The organism is Paraburkholderia sp. MM5477-R1 (genome assembly GCF_050436385.1).
Lineage (GTDB): Bacteria > Pseudomonadota > Gammaproteobacteria > Burkholderiales > Burkholderiaceae > Paraburkholderia > Paraburkholderia tuberum.
The window spans coordinates 2,735,148-2,755,766 of sequence record NZ_JBNDMC010000007.1; the positions used below are offsets into that span (position 1 = coordinate 2,735,148).

At 63.3% G+C, this 20,619-nt stretch carries 21 protein-coding genes; 13 read left to right on the top strand and 8 right to left on the bottom strand.

The genetic code is table 11. The features are described from left to right. Window positions 1-161: 161 nt before the first annotated feature. The 8 genes from OKW35_RS41610 to OKW35_RS41645 all read left to right on the top strand — a co-directional run bounded on the left by OKW35_RS41610 (window position 162) and on the right by OKW35_RS41645 (window position 6,482). A complete protein-coding gene (locus OKW35_RS41610) occupies window positions 162-512 on the top strand; it encodes a YqhA family protein (protein ID WP_184062143.1) in 351 nt (116 codons plus the stop codon). A gap of 51 nt (window positions 513-563) precedes the next feature. Continuing rightward, window positions 564-2,087, top strand: a complete 1,524-nt coding sequence (locus OKW35_RS41615) for a fumarate hydratase (protein WP_429555088.1) — start codon at window positions 564-566, stop codon at window positions 2,085-2,087. A gap of 202 nt (window positions 2,088-2,289) precedes the next feature. Next, window positions 2,290-2,769 (top strand): bacterioferritin, encoded by a 480-nt coding sequence (bfr, locus tag OKW35_RS41620; protein WP_018418627.1) that lies wholly within the window; start codon window positions 2,290-2,292, stop codon window positions 2,767-2,769. A gap of 164 nt (window positions 2,770-2,933) precedes the next feature. After that, window positions 2,934-3,821, top strand: a complete 888-nt coding sequence (gene murI / locus OKW35_RS41625) for a glutamate racemase (protein WP_429555089.1) — start codon at window positions 2,934-2,936, stop codon at window positions 3,819-3,821. A 148-nt stretch (window positions 3,822-3,969) separates the two neighbouring features. Further along, on the top strand, window positions 3,970-4,224 hold the full coding sequence (locus OKW35_RS41630; RefSeq protein WP_090803857.1) for a (2Fe-2S)-binding protein: 255 nt from the start codon (window positions 3,970-3,972) through the stop codon (window positions 4,222-4,224). A gap of 333 nt (window positions 4,225-4,557) precedes the next feature. Then, window positions 4,558-5,286: an energy transducer TonB gene (locus OKW35_RS41635; protein WP_429555090.1), complete on the top strand. Its 729-nt coding sequence runs from the start codon at window positions 4,558-4,560 to the stop codon at window positions 5,284-5,286. Between the two features lie 28 nt (window positions 5,287-5,314). Next, window positions 5,315-6,046, top strand: a complete 732-nt coding sequence (locus OKW35_RS41640) for a MotA/TolQ/ExbB proton channel family protein (protein WP_018418631.1) — start codon at window positions 5,315-5,317, stop codon at window positions 6,044-6,046. 16 nt (window positions 6,047-6,062) lie between these two features. After that, complete coding sequence (locus tag OKW35_RS41645) at window positions 6,063-6,482, top strand: ExbD/TolR family protein (RefSeq protein ID WP_090803854.1); 420 nt, start codon at window positions 6,063-6,065, stop codon at window positions 6,480-6,482. Between the two features lie 435 nt (window positions 6,483-6,917). On the opposite strand, the gene OKW35_RS41650 is transcribed toward OKW35_RS41645, so the two are convergent. Then, window positions 6,918-7,928 carry a LysR family transcriptional regulator gene (locus OKW35_RS41650; RefSeq protein ID WP_187613915.1) on the bottom strand — a complete coding sequence of 337 codons (1,011 nt, stop codon included), beginning with the start codon at window positions 7,926-7,928 and terminating at the stop codon, window positions 6,918-6,920. 122 nt (window positions 7,929-8,050) lie between these two features. On the opposite strand from OKW35_RS41650, the gene OKW35_RS41655 reads away from it, so the two are divergent. The 4 genes from OKW35_RS41655 (at window position 8,051) to hemP (ending at window position 10,546) form a co-directional block, all read left to right on the top strand. Next, a complete protein-coding gene (locus OKW35_RS41655; RefSeq protein WP_429356906.1) occupies window positions 8,051-8,929 on the top strand; it encodes a pirin family protein in 879 nt (292 codons plus the stop codon). A gap of 205 nt (window positions 8,930-9,134) precedes the next feature. Beyond that, window positions 9,135-9,533 (top strand): OsmC family protein, encoded by a 399-nt coding sequence (locus OKW35_RS41660; RefSeq protein ID WP_429555091.1) that lies wholly within the window; start codon window positions 9,135-9,137, stop codon window positions 9,531-9,533. Window positions 9,534-9,618: 85 nt separating this feature from the next. Further along, the gene (locus OKW35_RS41665) at window positions 9,619-10,101 is read left to right on the top strand and encodes an SRPBCC family protein (protein ID WP_090803848.1); all 483 of its coding nucleotides are present in this window, start codon (window positions 9,619-9,621) and stop codon (window positions 10,099-10,101) included. 184 nt (window positions 10,102-10,285) lie between these two features. Continuing rightward, entirely contained in the window at window positions 10,286-10,546 is a 261-nt protein-coding gene (gene hemP, locus OKW35_RS41670; protein WP_184062150.1) for a hemin uptake protein HemP, read from the top strand. A 281-nt stretch (window positions 10,547-10,827) separates the two neighbouring features. Here the strand turns inward: hemP and OKW35_RS41675 are convergent, their stop codons facing one another. The 5 genes from OKW35_RS41675 to uvrB form a co-directional block, all read right to left on the bottom strand. Continuing rightward, complete coding sequence (locus OKW35_RS41675) at window positions 10,828-12,237, bottom strand: 4Fe-4S binding protein (RefSeq protein WP_429361801.1); 1,410 nt, start codon at window positions 12,235-12,237, stop codon at window positions 10,828-10,830. Next, entirely contained in the window at window positions 12,234-13,079 is an 846-nt protein-coding gene (locus OKW35_RS41680; protein ID WP_429356903.1) for an FTR1 family iron permease, read from the bottom strand. The genes OKW35_RS41675 and OKW35_RS41680 overlap by 4 nt, the downstream gene beginning before the upstream one ends. A gap of 108 nt (window positions 13,080-13,187) precedes the next feature. Continuing rightward, window positions 13,188-13,520 (bottom strand): cupredoxin domain-containing protein, encoded by a 333-nt coding sequence (locus tag OKW35_RS41685; RefSeq protein ID WP_184062153.1) that lies wholly within the window; start codon window positions 13,518-13,520, stop codon window positions 13,188-13,190. A 111-nt stretch (window positions 13,521-13,631) separates the two neighbouring features. Further along, the gene (locus OKW35_RS41690) at window positions 13,632-14,180 is read right to left on the bottom strand and encodes an iron transporter (protein ID WP_184032585.1); all 549 of its coding nucleotides are present in this window, start codon (window positions 14,178-14,180) and stop codon (window positions 13,632-13,634) included. 340 nt (window positions 14,181-14,520) lie between these two features. Then, complete coding sequence (gene uvrB / locus OKW35_RS41695; RefSeq protein ID WP_429555092.1) at window positions 14,521-16,614, bottom strand: excinuclease ABC subunit UvrB; 2,094 nt, start codon at window positions 16,612-16,614, stop codon at window positions 14,521-14,523. Window positions 16,615-17,124: 510 nt separating this feature from the next. On the opposite strand from uvrB, the gene OKW35_RS41700 reads away from it, so the two are divergent. Beyond that, window positions 17,125-18,324, top strand: a complete 1,200-nt coding sequence (locus tag OKW35_RS41700; RefSeq protein ID WP_429406781.1) for an amino acid aminotransferase — start codon at window positions 17,125-17,127, stop codon at window positions 18,322-18,324. A gap of 151 nt (window positions 18,325-18,475) precedes the next feature. Here OKW35_RS41700 and OKW35_RS41705 read toward each other — a convergent pair whose 3' ends face one another. Next, the gene (locus tag OKW35_RS41705; RefSeq protein ID WP_429555093.1) at window positions 18,476-19,708 is read right to left on the bottom strand and encodes a patatin-like phospholipase family protein; all 1,233 of its coding nucleotides are present in this window, start codon (window positions 19,706-19,708) and stop codon (window positions 18,476-18,478) included. A gap of 10 nt (window positions 19,709-19,718) precedes the next feature. Further along, window positions 19,719-20,516, bottom strand: coding sequence for a 3-hydroxybutyrate dehydrogenase (locus tag OKW35_RS41710; protein ID WP_184062157.1), 798 nt, complete (start codon window positions 20,514-20,516; stop codon window positions 19,719-19,721). Between the last annotated feature and the right edge of the window lie 103 nt (window positions 20,517-20,619).

Sequence of the window (20,619 nt, forward strand, 5' to 3'; positions counted from 1 at the left end):
CGACGCTGTACAATGGCGCGCCTGACGCGAGTCTCGCGCCCCTTCGGTGGCCGCGCCCCGCACCGCCGTCGGCGCCTGGCCCCCTGTTCCGTCACCTGCGCTTCATCTGACCGTTGCCTATGTCCGCTTCGCGACCCGCCTCCGCCCGTCCGCGCCGCCCCATGCGCGCGCTGCCCCACCTCGTTTTCATGAGCCGCTGGCTGCAGGTGCCGCTGTACCTCGGGCTGATGCTGATCATGGTGATCATCGGCGGCTATGAAACGTTCGTATCGCGCCTCGGCCTCGACGGTCATCCGGACGAACCGGAATGGCTCGATCACGTGAACGCCGGCGTGCTGAAAGTGAAGCTGTCGATGGCGCTGATCAGCATCTCGTCGATCCATCTGCTGAAGACCTTCATCAGCCCCGACCAGAACACCACGCACACGCACCCCAAACATTTCGAAGGACCCGCGGCCTTGCACGCCGTGGGTGGCACCAGAATTTCCACTCCCATGAAGGCGCAAGACTGACCGCACCGTGCTGCGATCCGACAACAAGCGCCACTCCCCACTGAGCTAGCCATGACCGTCATCAAACAGGAAGACCTGATTCAGAGCATCGCTGATTCGCTGCAGTACATCAGCTACTACCATCCGCTCGACTACATCGAAGCGCTCGGCCGCGCGTACGAGCTCGAACAGAGCCCCGCAGCGAAGGACGCGATCGCGCAGATCCTGACCAACAGCCGCATGTGCGCCGAAGGCAAGCGCCCGATCTGCCAGGACACCGGCATCGTCACGGTGTTCGTGAAGGTCGGTATGGACGTGCGTTGGGACGGCGCGACGATGAGCGTCACCGACATGATCAACGAAGGCGTGCGCCGCGGTTATCTGAATCCGGACAACGTGCTGCGCGCATCGATCGTGAGCCCCCCCGAAGGCGCGCGCAAGAACACCAAGGACAACACGCCGGCCGTGATCCACTACGAGATCGTGCCGGGTAACACCGTCGACGTGCAGGTCGCGGCCAAGGGTGGCGGCTCGGAGAACAAGTCGAAGTTCGCGATGCTGAACCCGTCGGATTCGATCGTCGACTGGATCCTGAAGACCGTGCCGACGATGGGCGCGGGCTGGTGCCCGCCGGGCATGCTCGGCATCGGCATCGGCGGCACCGCTGAGAAAGCGATGGTGATGGCGAAGGAATCGCTGATGGACCCGATCGACATTCAGGACGTGATCGCGCGCGGCCCGAAGGACTGGATCGAAGAGCTGCGCGTCGAGCTGCACGAGAAGGTCAACGCACTCGGTATCGGCGCGCAGGGCCTCGGCGGTCTGTCCACTGTTCTCGACGTGAAGATCATGGCCGCGCCGACGCACGCCGCATCCAAGCCGATCGCGATCATCCCGAACTGCGCGGCGACCCGCCACGCGCACTTCACGCTCGACGGTTCGGGCGTCGCCAAGCTCGAAGCGCCGTCGCTCGACGCATGGCCGAAGGTGCACTGGGAACCGAACACGGAAACCAGCAAGCGCGTCGACCTCAACACGCTGACGCCGGAAGAAGTGGCGGGCTGGAAGCCGGGCCAGACGCTGCTGCTGTCGGGCAAGATGTTGACGGGCCGCGACGCCGCGCACAAGCGCATCGCCGACATGCTCGCGAAGGGCGAGAAGCTGCCGGTCGATTTCACGAACCGCGTAATCTACTACGTCGGCCCGGTCGATCCGGTGCGCGACGAAGCGGTCGGCCCGGCGGGCCCGACCACTGCGACGCGGATGGACAAGTTCACCGAGACGATGCTCGCGCAAACGGGCCTCATTTCGATGATCGGCAAGGCCGAGCGCGGCCCGGTCGCGATCGAGGCGATCAGGAAGCACAAGGCAGCGTATCTGATGGCCGTCGGCGGTGCGGCGTACCTCGTGTCGAAGGCGATCCGCAGCGCGAAGGTGCTCGCGTTCGAAGACCTCGGCATGGAAGCGATCTACGAGTTCGACGTGCAGGACATGCCGGTCACGGTCGCCGTCGATTCGAACGGCACCTCCGTGCACCAGACCGGCCCGAAGGAATGGCAAGCCAAGATCGGCAAGATTCCGGTCGCCACGGCTTGATGAGTCGCGATTAACGCTACTCAGGTCAGTCGAAAAGCCGGGGCCGCGGTCCCGGCTTTTTCTTTCCGTGCGTCATGTACGCGCAAGGCGCCGAACGCACGAGGCCGCCAACGCCGCCAACAGTTGTATCGGATCTCTTGGCTTTTTTGGACATGGCGTTTATTGTTGTTGGAAATTCAAGGTTCCCGAAAAAGGAAATAACATGCAAGGCGACAAGAAGGTCATCGAATATCTGAACGCGCAGTTGAAGAACGAACTGACCGCGATCAATCAATATTTCCTGCATGCCCGAATGTACGGCCACTGGGGCCTCGACAAGCTCGGCAAGCACGAGTACGACGAGTCGATCGGCGAAATGAAGCATGCCGACATGCTGATCGAACGGATCTTCATGCTCGACGGTCTGCCGAATCTGCAGGACCTGCACAAGCTGCTGATCGGTGAGGAAACCAAAGAGATCCTCGAATGCGATCTGAAGCTCGAACAGATTTCGCAAGGCACCTGCAAGGAGGCGATTGCCTACTGCGAATCGGTGCGCGATTTCATCTCGCGCGAAATCTTCACGAAGATTCTCGACGACACCGAAGAGCACATCGACTGGCTCGAAACCCAGCTCGATCTGATCGACAAGGTCGGTATCCAGAACTACCAGCAAAGCGCGATGGGCTCGGTCGAGTCCTGATCGAAGCACGCTGAAGCGTCCCGCGCGGTAGCGGCACGACGCCTGCCCAGCAGGCATTCGCGCCGGACCGTACCGCACGGGCGATATACTTGCGCGCTTGTTCGCGCCTCACCGTGGTTTCACCCTTTTCGCCGACCGTCACTTCACGCTCGTTTTTCTCGCCTATGCCCGCCCCTTCGCCGTCGCCGACGGTCCGCAGTGTTGCCGCTGGCGCCGCGTCGCAGGCGCCGATCGGCATTTTCGATTCGGGGCTCGGCGGCCTGTCCGTGCTGCGCGCGGTGCGCGCGCAACTGCCTGACGAGGCGTTGCTGTATGTCGCCGATTCGCTGTACGCGCCCTACGGCGAGCGCGACGACGACTTCATCACCGACCGCACGCTGGCCATCGGCGAATGGCTCGCCGCACAAGGCGCGAAGGCGCTCGTGGTCGCATGCAATACGGCGACCGCGCAGTCGATCGCGCTGGTGCGCGAAAAGCTGCCGATTCCGCTCGTCGGCGTCGAGCCGGGTGTCAAGCCCGCCGCGCTGCAATCGAAAAGCCGCGTCGCCGGCGTGCTGGCGACCCAGGCGACACTGCGCAGCGCCCGCTTCCAGGGGCTGCTCGAACGCTACGCCGCCGACTGCCGCTTTCTGTGCCAGCCCGGCCACGGGCTCGTGCAGGCGGTCGAGCGTTGCGACGTCGGCTCGTTCGAGCTGCAGGCACTGCTGCGCAGCTACCTGGAACCGATGCTCGACGCGGGCGCCGACACGCTGGTGCTCGGCTGCACCCATTACCCCTTTCTCGACGCGGCGATCCGCGACATCGTCGGCGAGCGGCTCGCGCTGATCGACACGAGCGTGGCGATCGCGCGTCAGCTCGAACGCGTGCTCGAGCAGCACGGCCTGCGCGCCGCCGCGCCGGCCGGGGGCACGCCGCTGCCGCGCTTCTATTCCACCGACGACGGCATCCATCAGCAGCAACTCGCCGCCACGCTGCTGCGGATCGAGGCCGCGGTCGAGCAGGTATCGATACCGTCGGGCCGCACAGCCGCATCGGATTCTCGCGCCGCCTAGCACCGGCAACCGGCGCGCGCCCGCCCTTCCTGCCGACGAAATCCATTCTAAGAGTCTGGTTTTGTTACAAAAAATCGCACGGGACGCTTGCCAAACGAACCAAACAAAATGATAATAATTCGCATTAACGTTAGCTATGACGCCTGCCATGATCGTCTGTGTCTGCAAATCCGTATCCGACCGCACAATCCGCTCCTCGATTGCGGACGGCATCGACTCGTTCGACGAGTTGCAGTTTGAACTCGGCGTCGCCTCGTGCTGCGGCAAATGCGAGGAATCCGTGCGTGACGTGATGCTGCAAAGCGGCGTGTGCGCGAGCCGTTGCGGCGTGGTCGAGCATCGGCAGGTGCAGAGCGTCGCCGAGGTCGTGCAAGTCGCGTTCTACGAGCGCAAGGCAGCCTGAGTTCAATTAGCAGGGCCCGGCGGTGCAAGCCGTGTCGGTGCGGCTAAAAGCCCCTCTGCTTCACGCACGCTTTATGTAGCGCTCCGATGCGACGTTGAATGTGCCGCACGTCTGCAACACAACCGCAGTACTGTCCACCGTGCTGCGTTATCCCACCGCCGTCAGCAAGCCAGTACTCGTACCAGCCAGCTACCCCGCTCCCCCTTCGAAAGGAGTTCGAGATGGAATTGCTGATTGGTTTCGTGACTACTTTGTTCATTTCGCTGCTGATTTTCCGAACATGACGATGCCCTGTTTGACGCGCCGCCCGCACGGCGCGCTGCCACACTGACCATGCAGGCTCCGCATCCCGTTTCCGCCGGCGCCCCGCTGGCGTCGTCCACCCGACCGAATTCCCGCGCGCTGACGGCCACTGCCATAGTCGCCGCGGTTCACGTCGCTCTGCTCGCCGTGATCATGATGCTGCGTCACGAGCCGGTGCCGGTCGCGCTCGAATCGCACGTGATGACCGCCGAACTGCTGCCGCCCGCGCCGCTCGCCGCGCCGGTCGCGCTGCAATCGATCGCTCCGCCGCCGCCCCGGCCGACACCGCCCGTCCATACGACGCCGAAAGCCCAGCCGAAGCCGACTCCAACGCCCAAGCCGACGCCAACTCCGTTGCCACAGGCCGCTGCGCCATCGCCGACGCCGGTCGCGGCGCCCGATCCGACGCCCGCCGCGCCCGCGACACCGCCCACCGCGGCAGCGCCCGCGATCGGCAAGCCCACGATGGAAATCAGCGCGCCGAAAAACGTGCCGCACCTCGATTGCAATATCACCCAGCCTGAATACCCGGCTCTATCGCGGCGCCGCGGCGAATCCGGCACCGCGTACGTGCACTTCGTCGTCGGTCTGACCGGCAAGCTCGAGAACATCGAGTTGAAGAAAAGCAGCGGCTTTAGCCGTCTCGACGACGCGGCCTTGGCCGCCGTACGCGCGAGCGCCTGCAAGCCGTATCTCGAGAACGGCGAACCCGTCAGGGCCGCGTACACCCAGCCTTTCAACTTCAATCTGACCGACTGAAGCAAGCTTTCAAAAACAAGGAATTGCAATGCAAAACTACGGATTGGCACACGTGTGGGCGCAAGGGGATTTCGTGACGCGCGGTATCGCGCTCGCGCTATTGATCATGTCGGTGATGTCGTGGAGCGTGATCGTCGTCAAAGGCTGGAACGTGATGCGCCTGAAGCGCCTGACGAAGAACGCCGAGCAGGCGTTCTGGCATTCGGACGACCTCGCCGACGGCGTGAAGAAGCTCGGCGGCGGCGCCTCGACGCCGCATGACAACCCGTTCCTCGCGCTCGCGCTGTCGGGCCAGGAAGCGGCCGACCATCATCACCAGACGCAGCCGCATCTGCACGACCGCATGGACGTGTCGGACTGGATCACGCGCTGCCTGAAAGACACGATGGACGAAAGCGTCGCGCGCATGCAGAGCGGTCTCGCGATTCTCGCGTCGATCGGCAGCACCGCGCCGTTCGTCGGCCTGTTCGGCACGGTCTGGGGCATCTATCACGCGCTGCTCGCGATCGGCGCGAGCGGCCAGTCGTCGATCGACCAGGTCGCCGGCCCGGTCGGCGAAGCGCTGATCATGACCGCGTTTGGTCTGTTCGTCGCGATTCCGGCCGTGCTCGGCTACAACGCGCTGACGCGCGCCAACAAGGCGATCGTCGCGAAGCTGAGCCGCTTCGCTCACGGCCTGCATGCGTTCTTCGTGACCGGTGCCCGTCTGTCGTCGACCAGGCGCGGCGACGGCCTGCGTCTCGCAACCCGCGCCAACTGATCGACGAGGCATTCCAATGGCAATGAGCCCTTTCGCCGGAGACGATGACGACGGCCTGATGAACGAGATCAACATGACGCCGCTCGTCGACGTGATGCTGGTTCTGCTGATCGTCTTCATGGTGACGATTCCGGTGATCCGTCACGCGGTCAAGATCGATCTGCCGCACGCGAGCAGTCAGAGGGAAGACACGAAGCCCGCGCAGGTAACGGTGTCGATCGACGCGGACGGCAACGTGCTGTGGGACAGCACCAAGGTCGACGATGCGGCGCTCGCCGCGAAGATCGCCGCGGCCGCGCAGGCGAGCCCGCAGCCGGAGTTGCATCTCGATGCGGACCGCAAGGTGCCGTACGAGAAGGTCGCTCAGGTGATGTCCGCCGCGCAGGCTGGCGGACTGACGAAGATCGGTTTCGTCACGCAGCCCAAAGCGAAGTAAACGGCAACGTGGCACGCGGAGCGGCAAGCGGAGCAGCGCGCTCGTCCACGGGAAAACCCCCTTTAAACAGGGCCAAAAAGTAAAAGGCCTTCATCGTCGGATGAAGGCCTTTTTTTGTGCGCACTCGGCGCCTTCGGGCGGCGGGATCATTTGCCATCGGCCGAAGACTGATAGCTTTTATCACCGCATGCGAGGGCCGTGGTCGACACGGACAACGCGGTCAGCCCTATCAGGCCCGCTATGATAGCGGCCATGAGTTTTCGCATAGGACACTCCTTAGCGAAAGGGATTTCACTATATGCCTGTGTGCGCGCGCATTCAAGCAAACGACCATTGAAAGTAATCATGACAGGCCGCGCTTAAATGCTAAAAACGATTTGCGAAGCGCGCTAGCGGCCCGCGGCGCACCGTGCCCCCTCAAGTTGCCACAGAGCCTCATGAAACCGCCGCCGACACAGCGGAGGACGCCCTCGCCACCGATCCCTGCGCCGCCGCTTTTTCGGCGCGCTCGGGACACTCGCCGATGATGTGCTTGCCCTCATCCGGATCGAGCATCTCGACCAGATAATCGACGAACGCGCGCACGGCCGGCACCATCCCCTGACGCGACACGAACACCGCGTACAACTGCGGCGTCGGAAAACTCCAGCCCGGCATCACGGGCGACAGTTGCCCCGCTCTCAACGCGGCTCCATACATCATCTCCGGCAATGCGGCGATGCCGACGCCGGCGAGCACCGCCTCGCGAATCGTCATCAGATCGGCGGTCACGAGGCGCGGCTCGTGTTCGTGAGCATGGCGCGTGCCGTCGGGCGAGATCAGGTTGTACACGTGGCGGCCGTCGCTCGTCGGCACGTCGAGTGTTTCGAAGCGGTTCAGGTCGCCCGGCGTCAGCGGCGGCGCATTCTGCTGCAGCAGGCTCGGCGCGCCGACCAGCATCTGCTCGGTGCGCCACAGCGGCCGCACGACGATGTTCGCGTTTTCCGGCGGATCCGAACGCACGCGCAGTGCGACGTCGATCGAATCCTCGAACAGATCGACCACGCGATTCGTCACGCGCATCACGACGCGCACCTCCGGAAAGCGGTGCATGAATTCCGGCAGGATCGTCGACAGAATCGTCTGCGAGATCGTAACCGGCACGCTGACGCGCACCGTGCCGCGCGGCGACGAGCGCAGTTGCTGCACGACATTGACCGCCGCCTGCGCTTCGCTGAGCATTGCCTGACAGTGCTGGTAGAACAGCTGCCCCGCTTCGGTCAGTGCGAGCTTGCGAGTGGAACGCTGCAACAGGCGCACGCCGAGCGACGCTTCCAGCTCCGTGAGCCGACGCGACAGGCGCGACTTCGAAATGCCCAGCACCCGCTCGGCGGCCGAAAATCCGCCATGTTCGACGACCTGCGAAAAGTACATGAGGTCGTTCAGATTGTGTGAATCGATCTTCATCTCATCGTTCCATGAATAGAACAATCCATTGCTGAGGGACGGCTGGCACCGCCAAAAACGGTCCCTATAATAGCCCCATGTTTCAGAAATCGCGCTATTCCCCATTTTTCGAGGTGATATTGATGACTACGTCACGCACGATCGAACGCACGTTCCCGTCGGTTCGCACAGTGGAGGGCGGCGGATTCATCGTTCATCGACCGTTTCCGACGCGTCTGCTGATGGACTTCGATCCGTTCCTGCTGCTCGACGAAATGGGGCCGGTCGACTATGCGCCAGGCGAGGCCATCGGCGCGCCCGATCATCCGCATCGCGGCTTCGAGACGGTCACCTATGTGCTCGAGGGCCAGTTCGGCCACAAGGATTCGGCGGGCCATTCCGGCACGCTGCACGCCGGCGACGTGCAATGGATGACCGCGGGCGCGGGCGTCGTGCATAGCGAAATGCCGGACCCGGAATTCACGCGCACCGGCGGTCGCGTGCACGGCCTGCAGCTATGGGTGAACCTGCCGCGTCGCGACAAGATGATCGCGCCGCGCTATCAGGAAATCCCGTCGACACGCATTCCGGCCGCGAAGTCCGAAGACGGTCAGGTGCGCGTGAAGGTCATCGCGGGCGAAGCGCTCGGCGTCAAGGCCGCGATCGAAACGCGCACGCCGATCCTGTATCAGCATTTCTCGTTGCAGCCGGGCGCGACGATCCGCCAGCCGGTACCGGCCGACTATCGCGTGTTCGCGTATGGGCTGTCCGGCAAGGGCGTGTATGGCGAAGGCGACGCGCGCGCGGACATCGACGCGCGCACGATGGTGGTGTTCGCCAACGACGGCGACGCGGTGACCATCACGGCCGGCGACGAACCGCTCGAAGTGCTGCTGCTCGGCGGCGTGCCGCTGAAGGAGCCGGTGGTGCGCTATGGCCCGTTCGTGATGAATACCGAAGACGAGATCCGTCAGGCGGTGATCGACTATCAGGCCGGGCGGATGGGCGCGATCACGCACTGACAGGCGAGCGCGTGCCGCGCGTTTGTCACGCCTGTCGGCGCGAGGTGAAGCTTGCCACCAGCCACGCGCGCGCCGCCAAATCACCCGCCTCGGGGCGCGAACGCCGCTAAATTCGTTCACAATATCGGCTCATGTCGCGCGGCCCGCGTTGATTTCGACAGTCCGTGGCGTGCGACGCTATTAGATCCCTAGCAGAGGAGCGCACATGGCAGAGCCCACCGTCACCGCCCACATCGGTTCGACGAATTTCCAGGTCGTATTCGACGACGGCAAGCACACCTGGCTTGCCGACGAACCCGAATCGCTAGGCGGCGGCGACCGCGGCCCGACGCCGGTCTCGCTGCTGCTGTCGAGCCTCGGCGCTTGTACGTCGATCACGCTAAAGATGTACGCGCAGCGCAAAGGCTGGCCGCTCGCGGGTGTACGCGTCAAACTGTCGATGGAAACCAGCGACGCAGGCTCGACGATCGACCGTCAGATCATGCTCGATGGCGAACTCTCCGGCGAGCAGCGGGAACGGCTTTTGCAAATTGCCAATGCGTGCCCGGTGCACAAGATCCTCACGCACACGATCTCGATCCGCTCCGCGCTCGCGGTCGCTTAACAGTCGCAGCAAACGCGCATAGGACGGTCGGACGCCGTCCGTTCGGGTCACGGGTATTGCAATATTTTCATAGGACGCAGTCGTCTTGAATTTCGAACACCTTATTCAGATCAACGATCCGTTGAATCCCTTCGTCGAATCGATGACCCGCGAGCAGCTGTGGGAAGGGCTCGTGCTGCGCGCCGAGCAGCCGCAACTGTTCGTGATTGGTCTCGACAGCTGCACGATCCTGTCGCGCGACGGCAATGTGCTCGAGCGTGAGTTGCACTACGGCCAGGCCACCGTGCGCGATCGCGTCACGCTGCAGGAAAGCGAAAGCGTGCGCTACGACATACTGCCGACCGCCGAGCACGTCGGCGGCTCACTGACGATGACGATCGAGCAGCCCGATGAGCTGCAGTTGTTCCTACGCTTCGAGTACGCAACCACGCTGCCCGTCTCGACCGACCAGGACGCCGTGCAGACGCAGGAGATCGTCAAGTCCGCGTATCGCGAGAACGATATCGATACGGTGCGGCTGATCCGCCAGTACGTCGCGGCCGGGCAGGAACCGGGACCGTTGCACTGACATACCGCGCGGGCGCCCTGCCCGCGCTTTCGCGGGGCCATGTCAGAATGGCTTCCAGAATCGCCATCTAGACGCACTTTCATTCAGCTATCAAAAGTCGGATCCGATCAATTTCTCGATCTTGTAAATAGGAATGGTTATCATTTAGAATGATCACATCGAATCGACGAACAAGCTAAAACGAATGACCGATATGACTCGCTCCTCCACGCTCAGCCTGCGCCGCTCGGCGGCCGCGCTAACCAGCCGCCCGAAATCGTCGACGACGGCCGTGCCCGCGGCGAAACCCGGCGCGCAACGCACCGCCGGCCAGAGCGAGACGTCGGAACGGGTCGTGCGCAGCGACGCGCTGCTGCAAGGCCATAGTCACATCAGCATCGTGCACAACGGCGACACGTATCAACTGCGTGCGACGCGCCTCGGCAAGCTGATCCTGACGAAGTAGCAAGGCAACACGAGGTAAGTACCGGGTATTGTGGGGACCACCTCCCAGAGAGGTGTTAGGCATTAGCCAGCCACGACGGTTTGCACGCGAGAACTAGACCCCTTCGTGCAGACACCAAGCCAGCCGTCGCAGCAAGCCAGGCCGCTTTTTTGGTTCTCGCTCGAAAGCCGATGCGCGCAATGGCGTACATCGCTGAAAATGATAAAGCCGTGGGGTGTCACCATCCCACGGCTTTTCGTTTGCGCTTGCGCCTGCGTTCGCACCGGACACAGGCTGAAGACTTACTTCGAGGCCCAGCCCCAGAACATCAGCCACCACGCGCTATTGACGACCGCCAGCGCCGCGACGAACCACAGCATCGCCAGCGCGCGTTGCACGAAGCGCTCGCTGTAGCGGCGCGTGACGAGCCACGCGAGCCATGCGCTCCACGCGCTCGCAATCACGAGAATTGCGATGCGCAGATCCGACGCCCACCACAGCGACACGTGCTCGGCGCGCAGCAGCGACAGCGTCGTCGCCGACAAACCAAGGAATACGCCCGCGCCCGCGATCGGAATCAGCCCCTGCGTCAAGTGATGCAGACGCGTTGCGTCGAAGCGCCCGAGCATGCGCGTCGCGCCCGTCAGCAACAGCAGCAGCACGGTGCCGTAGACAAGCGCCGTCGACAGGATGTAGCCGATCAGCAGCGAGCCGTCGAGCCACGAGAACACGTCGTTCTGGTCGGGGTAATGCGTGAACAGGAACCACGGCGCGTTGGTGTCGAGCGGCCACGTGATGTCGCGATCGACGAGCCACGTCGCGGCGAACATCTTCAGGTCGATGAACCAGCGCGACGCGGTCCAGTGGAACGCGCCGATCGCGATGCCGAGCAGGCCGTACAGGATCAGCGCGGTGTCCCACGGGTTCGCGTTCTTGTCGCCCAACTGCACGACTTCGGTCGACGGCTTGCGCCACGTCAGCGCGATCGCATCGCGGTGTCCGCTGCAGCGGCCGCACATATGGCAGTCCGCCGCGCCTTTCATGTTGCGCAACGGCACGAGCGGCGCGCAGTTGATCGGAATCACGCGATGCCCATGCTCGCCGTTCTTATACGAGCGGCGCCACGCGTCTTCGTCGACCTTGTAGTGAAACGGCGCGAGCCGTGACAGAAGCGAAAAAACCCCGTTGACCGGGCACAGGTATTTGCACCAGACGCGCTTCTCGCGTCCGTATAGCAGACCGATCACGATTGCCGCGAAGGTCGAGCCGCCGAGCACCAGCAACACCGCTTTCGGATACTGGTAGACGCTCACCATCTGCCCGTAGATCGTCGTGATGCCGAACGCGACGAACGGCCAGCCGCCCCAGCGCATCCAATGCGGAATCGCGCGGCCGCGGCCGAATTTGCTCGCGAATTCGGCGAGCGCGCCCTCCGGACACAGCACGCCGCACCAGACGCGGCCGAGCATCACCATCGACAGCAACACGAACGGCCACCAGATGCCCCAGAACACGAACTGCGCGGCGAGCGTCAGGTTGTTCCACAGATGCGCGGTGTCGTCCGGCAGCGGCATCAGCGCGGGCACGACGATCAGGAACGCATACACCGCGACCACGACCCACTGGATGCCGCGAATCACCGCGCCGTGGCGCTGCATCCACTGGCCGGCCGCCGCGAGGCGGCCCGGCCGGGAAGCCATCACGGCGCTCATGCCGCGCGCCCTACCGTCTGCTGCGCGGGCTTGCGACTGGCGCGGCGCACGAGCAGATAAACGACCGCCCAATACACGGCATAGGCGAGCAGATTCATCAGCGCCGGATGCGCGCGGTAGCCGGTCAGCGTCGCGACGAGCGAACCGAAGGTGCTCGAGTCATCGAGAATCGCCGACGAATTCCACAGCTGGTCGACGAGCGTCGGCAGGATTTCCTTGTCGATCAGCTTGTCGACGCCGGTCTGGAACAGCCCCGCGCCGAGGAACAGCAGCATGATTTCGGTGACGCGAAAAAAGAGCCGCCACGAGATGATCTTGCCGCCGAGCTGCAACACGTAGAAGGTCAGGAACGCAAGCGCGAGACCGATCACGACAGCGAGCATCTGACTGCCGTCGACATGACCCGACTGGCCAAAGCCGAGGCCGTACAGGAAGATCACGGTTTCGCTGCCTTCGCGCGCGATCGCCAGTGCGACCAGCAGCGCCACGCCCCACCAGTTCGAATCGCGCTGGCTCTTTTGCAGCGACTGTTCCATGTCGCGCTTCAGCGTGCGGCCGTGCTGCTTCATCCACAGCACCATCTGCACGATCAGCACGCAGGCGATGAGCACCATCGCGGTCTGGAAGTAATCCTGCGCGTCACCGGAGAGCACCTCGGTGAAGCCGACCAGCGCCGCGCCGAGCGCCACCGCCGCGATCACGCCGGCCGCCACGCCGCCCCACAGGTACGGCAAGCCGCGGCGGGCGTCGTCGTCGCCATTTTTCAACCATGCGTACAGGATGCCGACGACCAGCAGTGCCTCGACGCTCTCCCGCCACACGACGAACAGAATCTGACCCATTCAAGCTCTCCCTTCGATCCTTCTACAGCCCGCTTCCGTTGCCTCGCGCGACCGACAGCGCCCGCTTGCCGTGGCGAGTTCGCGTTCGCATTCGATCGAGACCACTGCTTACTTCGCGACGATCACGCCCTGCGCCTGCTGGTGAAAGTCGTCGAAAAACTTGTATTCGCCCGGCTCCAGCGGAGCGATCACGACGAACGAATCAGCGCCCGGCGCCAGAACCTTCTCTTTACGCAACTGCACGCTTTCGAATTCGGCCGCGCCCTTGCCGGTGTTGCGCACTTCGATCTTGATACGCTGGCCTGCCGGCACTTCGATGCGGGCCGGGTTCAGTTTGCCGTCGTTCATTTCGAGCTTGAAGGTCGGCAGGTCGGCTGCATGAGCCGTGGCCGCCAGGCAAAACGCGGCGGCAAGCATCGCGATCTTTCGGTTGATTCTCATTGCCCTTTCCGGAAAACGCGACGCGCCAACGCCAGATTTGACTCCGACTGTCCGCGCGCCGTCTGCTGCATTCACTGATACGTTGAGCGACGCATTAGCACCGCGCGCCGATCAGTAACCGCCCTTCTTGCCGATGCCAGCGAAGGTGAAGTCGTATTCGAGCGTGATTGGCTTGAACCACGGACCCACGCCGGTTTCCTTGTCGACGTGACGGCCGAACGCCATGTGGCCCATTTGCATCGGCGGTTCGACGATCAGCTTCAGGTGATACTTGCCCGGGCCTTGCAGCTTGACGTTGTCGCCGTAGTGCGGACCATCGTTCGCGACCATCGGCATCAGGTCGCCCTTCAACGGCTGGTTCGAGCCGGCCTTCGTCAGTTCGTAGTGCACCTGCAGATACGGCATCCAGTCGCCTTCGGCGAAACCGGTCGGATTGTTCTTGACCGCGTGGATGTCGGACTCGAGGTGAATGTCCGAATCCGACGCCTTGCGCATCATGCCTTCGGGTTCCATCGTGACCGGCTGCAGGTAGACCGCGCCGATTTCCATGCCGCCCTGGATCTGCTGTTTGCCGATCGGATATTCGGCGGCCGAGGCCGACAGCGCCGCGACAGCAGCTACCGCTGCCGCGCCACCGCGCACAAAGGAAGAAATCCGCATTGAAGCTCCTTGTTTCTATCAGACTGGAATCGATTTCATTGAAACACTGCGGCCGCAAGTCAGATGTAAATTTAAATGCGAACCATTCTCAATATTGGGGCGAGTTTATCATCGATCGTTGACGAGAACAAACCTGTCAGCACGCTCTGCCTGATGTCAGCAGGGTCTTAAGGCTCGCTTAAGAAACCTTCGTGCGGCGGGGAAACAGGGACGGAATTCGTCACGGCCAAGTTGGCCGCGCCGACGGCTGCAGCGGGAGCTAAAGCGCCGGCCGATGTGAACAGGCGCGGCGAATGGCCGCGCCCTTTCGTGGCGGACAAAAGCGGTGGAGGGACGCTAGCTATTCGACGCCCGACACGTGGTCGCCGACGTTCGCGCCGAACACGCGCTGACGCAGCAGCGCTAGCTGGTCGCGGGTCTGCGCGGCCTTCTCGAATTCGAGATTCTTCGCGTGCTCCATCATCTGCTTTTCGAGGCGCTTGAGCTCCTTGGCGAGTTGCTTCTCGGACATGTCCTCGAACTTCGCGCGAGTCTGCTGCTCCTTCAACTCGGCACGCGCTTCGTCGATGTTGTACACGCCATCGATGATGTCGCGAATCCGTTTCACGACGCCGCGCGGCGTAATGCCGTGCGCGGCGTTGAACGCGATCTGCTTCGTACGGCGCCGCTCGGTTTCGTCGATCGCGCGACGCATCGAGTCCGTGATGTTGTCTCCGTACAGAATCGCCTTGCCGTTCACGTTACGCGCCGCCCGGCCGATGGTCTGGATCAGCGAACGCTCGGCGCGCAGGAAGCCTTCCTTGTCCGCGTCGAGAATCGCGACGAGCGACACCTCGGGAATATCGAGCCCCTCGCGCAGCAGGTTGATCCCGACCAGCACGTCGAACGCGCCGAGACGCAGATCGCGGATGATCTCGACGCGCTCGACCGTGTCGATGTCGCTGTGCAGATAGCGCACCTTGATGCCGTGGTCGGCCAGGAACTCGGTGAGCTGCTCGGCCATCCGCTTGGTCAGCGTCGTGACCAGCACGCGGTCGCCGGCCTTGATGCGCTCGTTGATCTCGCCAAGCACGTCGTCGACCTGGCTGCGCGCCGGCCGCACCTCGATTTCAGGGTCGACGAGGCCGGTCGGACGCACAAGCTGTTCGGCGACCTGCCCCGCGGTCCTCTTCTCGTAATCGGCGGGCGTCGCCGACACGAACACGACCTGGCGCATCTTGCGCTCGAACTCGTTGAACTTGAGCGGCCGGTTGTCGAGCGCCGACGGCAGCCGGAAGCCGTAGTCGACGAGGTTTTCCTTGCGCGCGCGGTCGCCGTTGTACATGCCGTTCAGCTGGCCAATCAGCACGTGCGATTCGTCGAGCATCATGATCGCGTCGGGCGGCAGGTAATCGACGAGCGTCGGCGGCGGCTCGCCCGGCGCCGCGCCCGAGAAGTGCCGCGAATAGTTCTCGATGCCCTTGCAGAAACCGAGCTCCTGCAGCATTTCGAGGTCAAAACGGGTGCGCTGCTCGAGGCGCTGCGCCTCGACGAGCTTGCCTTGGCTATAGAAGAATTCGAGGCGCTCGCGCAGCTCGGCCTTGATCGTTTCGACGGCGCGCAGCACGGTATCGCGCGGCGTCACGTAGTGCGACGACGGATACACGGTAAAGCGCGGAATTTTCTGTCGCACGCGGCCGGTCAACGGATCGAATAGCTGTAGCGTCTCGACCTCGTCGTCGAACAGCTCGACGCGCACCGCCATCTCGGCGTGCTCGGCCGGGAAGATATCGATCGTGTCGCCGCGCACGCGGAACGAGCCGCGCTGGAAGTCGGCTTCGTTGCGGCTGTACTGCATCGCGATCAGCCGCGCGATGACGTCGCGCTGGCCGAGCCGATCGCCGGTGCGCAGCGTCAGGATCATCTTGTGGTATTCGGACGGATTGCCGATACCGTAAATCGCCGACACCGTCGCGACGATCACCACGTCGCGCCGCTCCATCAGGCTCTTGGTCGCCGACAGCCGCATCTGCTCGATATGCTCGTTGATCGACGAGTCTTTCTCGATGAACAGATCGCGCTGCGGCACATACGCTTCCGGCTGGTAGTAGTCGTAGTACGAAACGAAGTACTCGACCGCGTTGCGCGGAAAGAACTCGCGGAACTCCGAATACAGCTGCGCGGCGAGCGTCTTGTTCGGCGCGAACACGATCGCCGGGCGGCCGAGCCGCGCGATCGTGTTGGCCATCGTGAAAGTCTTGCCGGAGCCGGTCACGCCGAGCAGCGTCTGGAACGCGAGACCGTCGCCGACGCCTTCGACGAGCGTGTCGATGGCCGTGGGCTGGTCGCCGGCGGGCGGATACGGCTGGTAGAGCTTGAACGGTGAACCTTCGAACGCGATGAATTTTGATTCGTCGAGCGTATCGTCGGCTTCAGTCAGATGGTGTTCGGACATGAGGGGCGGCACCGGGCCTTGGGCAAAGAATCATTCTAACGGGTTGCGGAAAGCGAAGATCGAGCGGGCTTACGTAGGGCGGCCCTGGGCGCCGCTGTGTTATGGCCCTTTGCGGACTTGCGTGCCCTGACGGGGTTTACCGCGAACTCCCATGCCGGGCTGTGTCCTCCACGTCACGCGTCATCGTGGCGCAGCCAGCGCCAATGGGCAGCGCACCTCGGCCTGTTCGCGCCGTCGACATCGCCACGCCCGCTCGAATTCCTTACTGCCACATGGCTCTCCAGTGCCTGTTTTTCAAGCAAATAATCGCCTTTTGCCCGTCTGGTCGTCCGAAAAAAGCGCCCAGATTCGTTACAATGCGAAGTTGCGCTCGCTCGCCGCTGTCCATAGGCCGTCCCCGATTTTCGCGTTTCGTCGAACTCACGCCCACCCGCGAAACGCCGCCGACGCCCCAGATGAGGCCGCTCGCGCGCGAAGCCGCCCTCTTTTCACTACTGCTGCCCACCCATCATGTCTCTGTTCTCCGCCGTCGAACTTGCTCCCCGCGACCCGATTCTGGGCCTGAACGAAGCTTTCAACGCCGATACGCGCGCCACCAAGGTCAACCTCGGCGTTGGCGTGTACTTCAATGAAGAAGGCAAGATTCCGCTGCTGCGCGCCGTGCGTGAGGCGGAAAAGGCCCGCGTCGAAGCCGCGCTGCCGCGTGGCTATCTGCCGATCGAAGGTATCGCCGCTTACGATGCCGCCGTGCAAAAGCTGCTGCTCGGCAACGACTCGCCGCTGGTCGCGGCCGGCCGCGTCGTCACGGCGCAGGCGCTGGGCGGCACGGGCGCGCTGAAGATCGGCGCGGACTTCCTGAAGCGCGTGAATCCGAATAGCAAGGTCGCGATCAGCGATCCGAGCTGGGAAAATCACCGCGCGCTGTTCGAAGGCGCGGGCTTCGTCGTCGAATCGTATCCGTACTATGACGCGCAGACGCACGGCGTGAACTTCGACGGCATGTTGAGCGCGCTGAACAGCTATGAGGCGGGCACGATCGTCGTGCTGCACGCGTGCTGCCATAACCCGACCGGCGTCGACCTGAGCGTCGAGCAGTGGAAGCAGGTCGTCGAGGTCGTCAAGGCGCGCAACCTCGTGCCGTTCCTCGATATCGCCTACCAGGGCTTCGGCGACAACATCGAAGCGGACGCGGCAGCCGTGCGTCTGTTCGCGGCGCAGGAACTGAACGTGTTCGTGTCTTCGTCGTTCTCGAAGTCGTTCTCGCTGTACGGCGAGCGCGTCGGCGCACTGTCGATCATCACCGCGAGCAAGGAAGAAGCGGCGCGCGTGCTGTCGCAACTGAAACGCGTGATCCGCACCAACTACTCGAACCCGCCGACGCACGGCGGCTCGGTGGTCGCGGCCGTGCTCGCATCGCCGGAACTGCGCGCGACGTGGGAAAGCGAACTGGGCGAAATGCGCGAGCGCATCCGCGCGATGCGCAATGGTCTCGTCGAGCGTCTGAAGGCAAGCGGCGTTGATCGTGACTTCAGCTTCGTGAACGCACAGCGCGGCATGTTCTCGTACTCGGGTCTGACGGCACCGCAAGTGGACCGTCTTCGCGAAGAGTTCGGTATCTATGCGGTCAGCACGGGCCGCATCTGCGTGGCTGCGCTCAATACGCGCAATCTCGACGTCGTCGCCACCGCGATTGCTCACGTGCTGAAGTAAGGCGATTCACAGCGCGGAGGTTTGCCGTGCAAGTGCAGCAGGTTCGCCGCTGCCATCGCCTGCAAAAACGGCGCCCTTTTCTGAAAGGGCGCCGTTTTTTTTCTGACGGTTCGGCCTTGGTTGGCGCGGCGTCGGGGCTCTCCGCGAGGAATCAGCGCGAATCCCGATGAATATCGTGCGTGACGAACCCGGCATCGTTTTCCGGCATATCGAGCCAGTCGGGCTGCTCGAGAGAACGGAGAATATCTTCAAGACCGCTTCGCCAATGCTCGCGCATCGTCGACAGACCGAATTGAAAGTCCTTGTAGTGTCCTTCGTATTCCTTGTGCCGGTAGATCAGGTGAATCACGTTGTAGCGCTTTGAACACGACAGATCTTCGGCCAGCTTGCACCACGGATCGTCGCGTTGGTCTTCTGGCACACGGTCCAGCACCTCGCGCAGTACGTGGCGGAAACGCTGCGAGCGCTGCAGCATGTCGGTCACGAGACGCGTACGGCTCGAATACTGGATGTCTTTCATGCGGCCCTGCACGTCGGTGAGGTTGTCCGGCACCGGCCCGATCGCACTCCATAGGTCGACCTGAAACGCGAGCGTGTCGCGACGCGGCGTGGACTGGAGCATCTCGTAGAGCGGCGTATTCGACATCAGGCCGCCGTCCCAGTAGAACTGACCGTCGATCTCGACGGCCGCGAAGCCCGGCGGCAACGCGCCGGACGCTATGAAATGCTCGGGCCTGAGCGTGGTGCGGGTATTGTCGAAGTACGCGAAATTGCCCGTGCCGCAATTCACCGCGCCCACCGACACGCGTATTTCGCCGGAATTAATCCGGTCGAAATCACACAGCGACTCGAGCGTGGCCTTCAGCGGCGTGGTGTCGTAGTAGCTCGCCAATTGCGGCGGACCGGACACCGTGGGCAACGGCGGTGGGAAACGCGGCACGAAAAAGCCCTTTTGCCCTTCGACGATCGCGCTCATTGCCTGCGCTGCCGTAAATGCCTTGCGCACCGCTTCGCTCGAATTGAACAGCAGGTGCTCGATCGGAGCCGGCAAGGGCGCCCCGAACGCCGGCTGGCAGATCGTCTCCCAGAATTGCAGCAGACGCTCGACGCGTCGTTCCGGTGGATTGCCCGCAATGATCGCCGTATTCAGTGCACCGATCGAGATGCCCGCGATCCAGTTCGGTTCGATGCCGGCTTCGTAAAGTCCCTGAAAGACGCCGGCCTGATAGGCGCCGAGCGCGCCGCCGCCTTGCAGCATCAGCGCGACGGTTTCGTAGTTGGGCAACCGGAGATGCCGGAGCGGGCGGGCGGCGACCGACGGCCCCGCGCCCTCCCCGTCGCCCGACACGCCCACCCGCGCCCGCTTCAGATTGCGTTGCGCCATGGGCCGCCCCTTAGTGCATGTACCAGCCGTGGCTCACGACGAACGACTGGCCGGTCAGCGCCGCGCTCGGGAATGTCGACAGGAACAGCACGGTCTGCGCGACGTCTTCGACCGTCGTGAAGATACCGTCGACGGTACCGCCCAGCATCACGCGCTTGATCACTTCCTCTTCGCTGATGCCGAATTCTTTCGCCTGCTCGGGAATCTGCTTGTCGACGAGCGGCGTGCGCACGAAGCCCGGACACACGACGTGCGAACGCACGTTATGCGCAGCGCCCTCCTTGGCAAGCACGCGCGACAGGCCCAGCAGAGCGTGCTTCGCGGTCACGTACGCCGACTTCAGCGGCGAGGCGAGATGCGAGTGGACCGAGCCCATGTAAATCACGACGCCGCCGCGATTGTCCTTGTACATGTGCTTGAGCGCGGCCTTGGTGGTCAGGAACGCGCCGTCCACGTGAATGGCCTGCATCTTCTTCCAGTCCGAGAACGAATAGTTTTCGATCGGATTGACGATCTGGATGCCGGCGTTGGAAACGAGAATGTCGATCGAACCGAATTCCTCGGCGACCTTGTCGATCCCCTGGTTGACGGCATCTTCGTTCGTCACGTCCATTGCCACGCCGATTGCCTTACCGCCGCCCTTTCTGATTTCTTCAGCCACGGCGTTCGCGCCGTCCTGGTTCAGGTCGGCGATCGCGACCACAGCACCCGCGGCCGACAGAGTCAACGCGATCTGTTTGCCGATGCCGCTCGCGGCACCAGTGACGACGGCAACTTTGCCGTTCAGATTCGAGTTCAGAGACGACATCCAGAACCTCCATGCAGTTGATGAGCAATGAGACCACGAGACCGCGCGCGGCGAGAAGTCGGCCAAACGGTATAGACCGTTCGGCGGATGCAGCGCGGCGGCC

Bases quoted from the DNA above. Each gene is read 5' to 3' on its own strand.
- OKW35_RS41630 (WP_090803857.1), top strand. From the start codon at position 3,970: ATGATCGTCTGTGTCTGCAAATCCGTATCCGACCGCACAATCCGCTCC.
- murI (WP_429555089.1), top strand. From the start codon at position 2,934: ATGCCCGCCCCTTCGCCGTCGCCGACGGTCCGCAGTGTTGCCGCTGGC.
- OKW35_RS41650 (WP_187613915.1), bottom strand. From the start codon at position 7,928: ATGAAGATCGATTCACACAATCTGAACGACCTCATGTACTTTTCGCAG.
- OKW35_RS41645 (WP_090803854.1), top strand. From the start codon at position 6,063: ATGGCAATGAGCCCTTTCGCCGGAGACGATGACGACGGCCTGATGAAC.
- OKW35_RS41685 (WP_184062153.1), bottom strand. From the start codon at position 13,520: ATGAGAATCAACCGAAAGATCGCGATGCTTGCCGCCGCGTTTTGCCTG.
- OKW35_RS41660 (WP_429555091.1), top strand. From the start codon at position 9,135: ATGGCAGAGCCCACCGTCACCGCCCACATCGGTTCGACGAATTTCCAG.
- OKW35_RS41640 (WP_018418631.1), top strand. From the start codon at position 5,315: ATGCAAAACTACGGATTGGCACACGTGTGGGCGCAAGGGGATTTCGTG.
- OKW35_RS41690 (WP_184032585.1), bottom strand. From the start codon at position 14,180: ATGCGGATTTCTTCCTTTGTGCGCGGTGGCGCGGCAGCGGTAGCTGCT.
- OKW35_RS41655 (WP_429356906.1), top strand. From the start codon at position 8,051: ATGACTACGTCACGCACGATCGAACGCACGTTCCCGTCGGTTCGCACA.
- OKW35_RS41700 (WP_429406781.1), top strand. From the start codon at position 17,125: ATGTCTCTGTTCTCCGCCGTCGAACTTGCTCCCCGCGACCCGATTCTG.
- OKW35_RS41710 (WP_184062157.1), bottom strand. From the start codon at position 20,516: ATGTCGTCTCTGAACTCGAATCTGAACGGCAAAGTTGCCGTCGTCACT.
- hemP (WP_184062150.1), top strand. From the start codon at position 10,286: ATGACCGATATGACTCGCTCCTCCACGCTCAGCCTGCGCCGCTCGGCG.
- OKW35_RS41680 (WP_429356903.1), bottom strand. From the start codon at position 13,079: ATGGGTCAGATTCTGTTCGTCGTGTGGCGGGAGAGCGTCGAGGCACTG.
- OKW35_RS41675 (WP_429361801.1), bottom strand. From the start codon at position 12,237: ATGAGCGCCGTGATGGCTTCCCGGCCGGGCCGCCTCGCGGCGGCCGGC.
- uvrB (WP_429555092.1), bottom strand. From the start codon at position 16,614: ATGTCCGAACACCATCTGACTGAAGCCGACGATACGCTCGACGAATCA.
- OKW35_RS41615 (WP_429555088.1), top strand. From the start codon at position 564: ATGACCGTCATCAAACAGGAAGACCTGATTCAGAGCATCGCTGATTCG.
- bfr (WP_018418627.1), top strand. From the start codon at position 2,290: ATGCAAGGCGACAAGAAGGTCATCGAATATCTGAACGCGCAGTTGAAG.
- OKW35_RS41610 (WP_184062143.1), top strand. From the start codon at position 162: ATGCGCGCGCTGCCCCACCTCGTTTTCATGAGCCGCTGGCTGCAGGTG.
- OKW35_RS41635 (WP_429555090.1), top strand. From the start codon at position 4,558: ATGCAGGCTCCGCATCCCGTTTCCGCCGGCGCCCCGCTGGCGTCGTCC.
- OKW35_RS41705 (WP_429555093.1), bottom strand. From the start codon at position 19,708: ATGGCGCAACGCAATCTGAAGCGGGCGCGGGTGGGCGTGTCGGGCGAC.